Genomic DNA, 4,813 nt, shown 5'->3' on the forward strand with positions numbered 1-4,813 from the left:
GATCAAAAGCAGAGCACGACGGCCTGACAGCCGACCTGAGTGGTTGAAGCAACAGCATAGCAACAGCACTTTTACCGGATGAAATGAGATCCAAATGTGGGAGCGGGCTTGCTCGCGAATGCGTTGGTTCAGTCAGCTCATCTGTCACTGATGCGCTGCCTTCGCGAGCAAGCGCGTATTCACAATTTGACCGAGTTTTGTCTTCCGTTATCAGCTCGGCTGTAAGGCTGCCTCAGCTTTGCTTTTGATCTAACCCTTGAGGTTGGCTGCCAGGCCGCCGTGCTGTGCTGTTGATTTTGATCTCAGGCGCCCGATGGCGAGGGCTCAGGGTCCAAAGCCTTTGTTCTGGCACACCGAGCCTGGGCGCGGTGCCGAGTGGTGGGGCAAGTGCCTTTTGGGTGCAGTTGGGCTCTTTTCACAAGTGACCGGCCGTAAGGGCGGAGCCCTAAGCGGCCGTGACCGCAGCAACGGCTAGGTACGCCTCCCGAGGCGCCCACATAAAAAACTATCCCGACAAAAACACTAGGACTTTGTACCTCGGTAATAATTTGGCGTAAACTGGCGGCAAGCCTGTGAGGAGTTTCCATGACTGCCATAACCATTACCGACGCCGCGCACGATTACCTGGCTGATCTGCTGTCCAAGCAGAACACCCCAGGCATCGGCATCCGCGTCTTTATCACCCAGCCCGGCACTCAATACGCCGAGACTTGCATCGCCTACTGCAAGCCTGGGGAAGAGAAACCTGAAGACACCGCCCTGGGGCTCAAAAGCTTCACCGCGTATATCGATAACTTCAGTGAAGCCTTCCTCGACGACGCGGTGGTCGACTACGCCACCGACCGCATGGGCGGCCAGTTGACCATCAAGGCGCCCAACGCCAAGGTGCCGAATGTCAACGCCGACAGCCCGGTCAACGAACGCATCAACTACTACCTGCAAACCGAGATCAACCCGGGGCTCGCAAGCCACGGCGGTCAGGTCAGCTTGATCGACGTGGTGGACGATGGCATCGCCGTGTTGAAATTCGGCGGCGGCTGCCAAGGCTGTGGCCAGGCCGACGTGACCCTGCGTGAAGGCATCGAGCGCACGCTGCTCGAGCGCATTCCAGAGCTCAAGGGCGTACGCGATGTGACTGACCACACGCAGAAAGAAAACGCCTACTACTGAGTAAGGCGTTCACTGCGAACAAAAAAACGGCGCCCCGTGAGCGCCGTTTTTTTATGCTTTAAATTCAGTGTCTTGCGCGGTCTTTCTAACAAATAAGATCAACTGTGTGAGCAGGCTTGCTCGCGAACGCGGTCGTTCAGTTAGAGGTGCAGGGGCTGACCCCCGCATTCTTCAGGGGCGATAAAGGTGCGCGTGGCTCGCCCGGTACAGTGAGGACTCGCTGAAGCGGTCGCTTGCCAGCACCCGTCCGACCACGATCAGTGCCGTACGCCGGAAACCCTTGGCGGCGACCTGCTCGGCAATATCACTCAGTGTGCCGACAACCCAATCCTGATCCGGCCACGTCGCGCGGTGCACCACGGCAATCGGGCAGTCCGCGCCGTAGTGCGGCAGCAGTTCGGCGACGATTTTGTGCAGGTGGTTGACCCCCAGGTGAATCGCCATAGTCGTGCCATGACGCGCCAGGCTGTCGAACGCCTCACCGGCGGGCATGCTGGTTTTGTCGGCGTAACGGGTCAGGATCACGCTTTGGGCGATGTCCGGCAGGGTCAGTTCCGCCTCCAGCAATGCCGCGCAGGCCGCCACCGCGGTGACCCCGGGAATAATCTGGAAGGGAATGCCCCGCTCGCGCAAATGGCGGATTTGTTCGCCAATCGCCCCATACAGGCTCGGGTCGCCGGAGTGCACACGCGCCACGTCCTGGCCCTTTGCATGGGCCGCCTGGATCAACTCGATGATTTGTTCCAGGTGCAATTCGGCGCTATTGACCACCTGTTCCGCCTGATGGCCCTCCAATACGGCGGCGGGCACCAGCGAGCCGGCGTAAATGATCACCGGGCAACTGCGGATCAGCCGCTGGCCTTTGACGGTGATCAATTCCGGGTCGCCGGGGCCGGCGCCGATAAAGTAGACGGTCATGGGGAATTCCTGTTGAAAAACGGGCGAGCATGAAGATTGCTCATGATCGAGGAGGGCAATTATCGGGATTTTAGTCGGCGCATGCCAATGCAAAGGTGGCCTGGGCGGATTTTTTGCGCGTAATCAACAGGCGGGCAGGGCGCTGGGAGAGCTGTTCAACCAGGGCCAGGGCGGCGCTTTCGGCGATGCCATAGCAGCCAGTATGCGCAAAGGCGACGGCTGACTTGTGGCTCAAACGGTCTTCATAACCGGTTAAGTGTTCTGCGCCAAAACACTGCAAGGGCAGTTCCAGCAGTCGGGCCAGGGCCAGCAAGCCCGGTTCAGCCTGTTTGCGATCAATGCTTGCCAACGCCGTGATGCGATGGCGCGCAATGCCGGCGTCGGCGAGGGCGGTGTCAAACAGGCTGAGCAGGCTGTGAACATCACAGCCCCGTTGGCAACCCAGGCCGACCACCAGTGTCATGCCGCGTATTGACCGTCGCGGTTGCGGCGGAACAGCCACGCGCTGATCAAGCCCAAGGCCAGCCAGAAGGCGACGTTGGTCAGTTGCGAGGCGATCTTGAACTGCGCTTCCAGGGCTTCGGGTGCCAGCATCGAATGCACTTCAGGCTGCGGCGCGCCGATGATATGTGGCACGGCCAGAATCGCCACGCCCAGTATTTTCAGCAGCCCGTTGCGGCCAAACACCAGCAGCGCGATCCCCGCAGCGGTAGAGGCCGCGGTACCGATCCACCAGATCTGCCGTTGCGCCAGGTCGGCGGCAGCAGTGCCCGGCAATTCCGGCGGCAGGCCCAGGGTGGGGGCCAGTACAAAGGTTGCGTAACCGGCCAAGCCCCACAACAACCCTTGGGCCGTGCGGGTCGGTGCGCGCAAGGTGTAGAGACCGGCCAGCATCAGCGCGAAACCGACCGCTACCACCAGGTTGCCGCCGGTGGTCGACAGCACACGCTGCCAGCCATTTTCCGGCTCCCAGGCTTCGGCGTCGTGGGTGTGGGCTGCGGCGCCAGCGGCGTGTGCGTGAGCCACTTCGGCGACCGGGGCATTTTCAAAGGTTTCCGCCTGCAGAATCAGCGGGGCGACCCAAAAACTTTGCAGCAAGGTCAGCAACAGGGCGGCCAGCAGGCCGGTGAAACCTGCGGTTTGGGCAATACGCTTGATCATGTCGGCAGGCCTCAGTGGCACGGGAACGCGGCGCTGTGGCGGGTATCGTGGGCCGCGTTGTGCACCGCCTCGATATGCGAGAAGCCGGCGAAATACACCAGGCACGCGCCCAGAATCGACGCGCCGATGGCGGCACTCAGGCGTTGGCTCAGGGTGGCGGTGCTGCTGGTGGTGTGCGAGGTGCTGCTGATGATCGACATGGCGCGTCCCTTCTGGGTGTCAGGGTGAAACGAGCGCATGCAAACCCCGCGAGCCAGGCACGCAGGGTTCTGAACAGCGCCCGCCCACCGCGGGTTTGTTATCTGATTTTTCGGGCCGGTCTCCGGGCTTGCGAGGGGGCTCTGTGAACAGAGTCCTGAAAGCATCGCCTTCCCATGCCAGGGGCACAGTGGCTGTGACGCTTCGCTCGCTTACCGTTGCGGGGGCAGCACCGGACTTCGCACGTGTCGACGTGAGTCACCGGTTTCCCGTTTCACCCTGTGAAGGGCACCCGAAACAAGAGGTGTAGGAGAGCATGGGCGGGGGATACGCGTCAAATGGAGGTTTGGCGGCTCTCGATATTCGCCAGCCGCCACCCGCTGGTTGGCCCGATCGATCAGTCCGGGTAGCGAAATTCCGGCGAGCTGTGGGTGCGTGTGTACTCAACGTTGCGCTGATCGAAGCGCTGATCTTGTGTTCCTGAGAACCCCAAAAAGCCCACGCCGATATCCAGGCGGTCAAGCAACTCTTTGCGTTTGAGCAGGGCCTGAGCGACCCCTCTCGCTTGCGGGCTGAAGGTGTTAGCGCTTGGCAGTTCACCGGAAGCTTCTCGCAACTCGGTGAAGTTCACGTATTTGTCGCCGCCGCCAAATTCGTTGAAGTGTTTGCCCACCAGGGTGATCAGCGCACGGTCGCTCAGGCGTTGGAAGTCACCGGTCTCAGTCGCGAGATCGTCTCGGCTGATTTGACCGTCCTTGCCGCTGGTAAAGTCCAGCTGCTGGAAGAGGTCTTTGCGCTTCAATACTTCCTGGGCAATCTCGATCTGCGTGTGGGTTGGCGGCACCCCGTTCAGCGGTCGTCCATCTGCCACTCGCTGAAGGGACTTTTTGGTAATGGTCTCGGTAAAGCGCGGATCGCTCATGGCATCAAAATAGGTTTGGAGTGCTTGCGCCAGTTCTCGGGGGTGGAGTTGGTCAACAGGCTCCGTCCAACGTGCAGTCGTAGGCGCGGCTTGCTGAGGGAGGAGAGCTGCGGGCAAGTGTGAATTGACATAGGGAGGAATCGTGAGCGTCATGGTGATTTCCGTTTTATGTTGAGGTCTGTTCACTCATAGGTGTCGAATGCGGTTATGGCGGTTCCCGGAGCGTTCGGTTAATAAGATCTGGAATTGTTTCAAGCCGCCGACGGCGAGCGCCCCGGTCCGTGTATCAATCAACGTTGACCCGCTTCCCCGCACTGCGTAGCCTTGCACCTTCGAGGTTCTTCGGCCCAGGTCGAAGCTAAGAAGGGAACGCGGTTCAAGCCGCGGCTGCCCCCGCAACTGTGAAGGGTTCATCTGACTGCCACGCCACTGCCGATACGGCGG

General features: G+C 60.6%; 6 protein-coding genes and 2 riboswitches. Of the genes, 1 reads left to right on the forward strand and 5 read right to left on the reverse strand.

The annotated features are described in order from the left end of the window. The first annotated feature begins 585 nt into the window (after nucleotides 1–585). Nucleotides 586–1,170, forward strand: coding sequence for a Fe-S biogenesis protein NfuA (nfuA, locus tag A7D21_RS33655; protein WP_027606479.1), 585 nt, complete (start codon nucleotides 586–588; stop codon nucleotides 1,168–1,170). Between the two features lie 171 nt (nucleotides 1,171–1,341). Here nfuA and cobM read toward each other — a convergent pair whose 3' ends face one another. The 5 genes from cobM to A7D21_RS36020 all read right to left on the reverse strand — a co-directional run bounded on the left by cobM (nucleotide 1,342) and on the right by A7D21_RS36020 (nucleotide 4,522). After that, the gene (gene cobM / locus A7D21_RS33660; protein ID WP_069553825.1) at nucleotides 1,342–2,088 is read right to left on the reverse strand and encodes a precorrin-4 C(11)-methyltransferase; all 747 of its coding nucleotides are present in this window, start codon (nucleotides 2,086–2,088) and stop codon (nucleotides 1,342–1,344) included. 70 nt (nucleotides 2,089–2,158) lie between these two features. Further along, on the reverse strand, nucleotides 2,159–2,551 hold the full coding sequence (locus A7D21_RS33665; RefSeq protein WP_053256496.1) for a cobalamin biosynthesis protein: 393 nt from the start codon (nucleotides 2,549–2,551) through the stop codon (nucleotides 2,159–2,161). Next, nucleotides 2,548–3,249 (reverse strand): CbtA family protein, encoded by a 702-nt coding sequence (locus A7D21_RS33670; protein ID WP_053256495.1) that lies wholly within the window; start codon nucleotides 3,247–3,249, stop codon nucleotides 2,548–2,550. Before A7D21_RS33670 ends, A7D21_RS33665 begins: the two co-directional genes overlap by 4 nt. Before the next feature lie 11 nt (nucleotides 3,250–3,260). Next, nucleotides 3,261–3,449: a CbtB-domain containing protein gene (locus tag A7D21_RS33675; RefSeq protein WP_053256494.1), complete on the reverse strand. Its 189-nt coding sequence runs from the start codon at nucleotides 3,447–3,449 to the stop codon at nucleotides 3,261–3,263. Nucleotides 3,450–3,544: 95 nt separating this feature from the next. Next, a riboswitch (cobalamin riboswitch) is annotated at nucleotides 3,545–3,758 on the reverse strand. 86 nt (nucleotides 3,759–3,844) lie between these two features. Next, nucleotides 3,845–4,522 carry a hypothetical protein gene (locus tag A7D21_RS36020; protein ID WP_171902672.1) on the reverse strand — a complete coding sequence of 226 codons (678 nt, stop codon included), beginning with the start codon at nucleotides 4,520–4,522 and terminating at the stop codon, nucleotides 3,845–3,847. A gap of 165 nt (nucleotides 4,523–4,687) precedes the next feature. Then, nucleotides 4,688–4,813: riboswitch (cobalamin riboswitch) on the forward strand. This riboswitch is flagged as partial in the annotation.

It is taken from the genome of Pseudomonas sp. AP19 (assembly GCF_001728855.1).
In the GTDB taxonomy this organism is placed as follows: Bacteria; Pseudomonadota; Gammaproteobacteria; order Pseudomonadales; family Pseudomonadaceae; genus Aquipseudomonas; species Aquipseudomonas fluorescens.

Excerpts from the sequence above, each read along its gene's own strand:
- nfuA (WP_027606479.1), top strand. The coding sequence starts at position 586 with ATGACTGCCATAACCATTACCGACGCCGCGCACGATTACCTGGCTGAT.
- cobM (WP_069553825.1), bottom strand. The coding sequence starts at position 2,088 with ATGACCGTCTACTTTATCGGCGCCGGCCCCGGCGACCCGGAATTGATC.
- A7D21_RS33665 (WP_053256496.1), bottom strand. The coding sequence starts at position 2,551 with ATGACACTGGTGGTCGGCCTGGGTTGCCAACGGGGCTGTGATGTTCAC.
- A7D21_RS33670 (WP_053256495.1), bottom strand. The coding sequence starts at position 3,249 with ATGATCAAGCGTATTGCCCAAACCGCAGGTTTCACCGGCCTGCTGGCC.
- A7D21_RS33675 (WP_053256494.1), bottom strand. The coding sequence starts at position 3,449 with ATGTCGATCATCAGCAGCACCTCGCACACCACCAGCAGCACCGCCACC.
- A7D21_RS36020 (WP_171902672.1), bottom strand. The coding sequence starts at position 4,522 with ATGACGCTCACGATTCCTCCCTATGTCAATTCACACTTGCCCGCAGCT.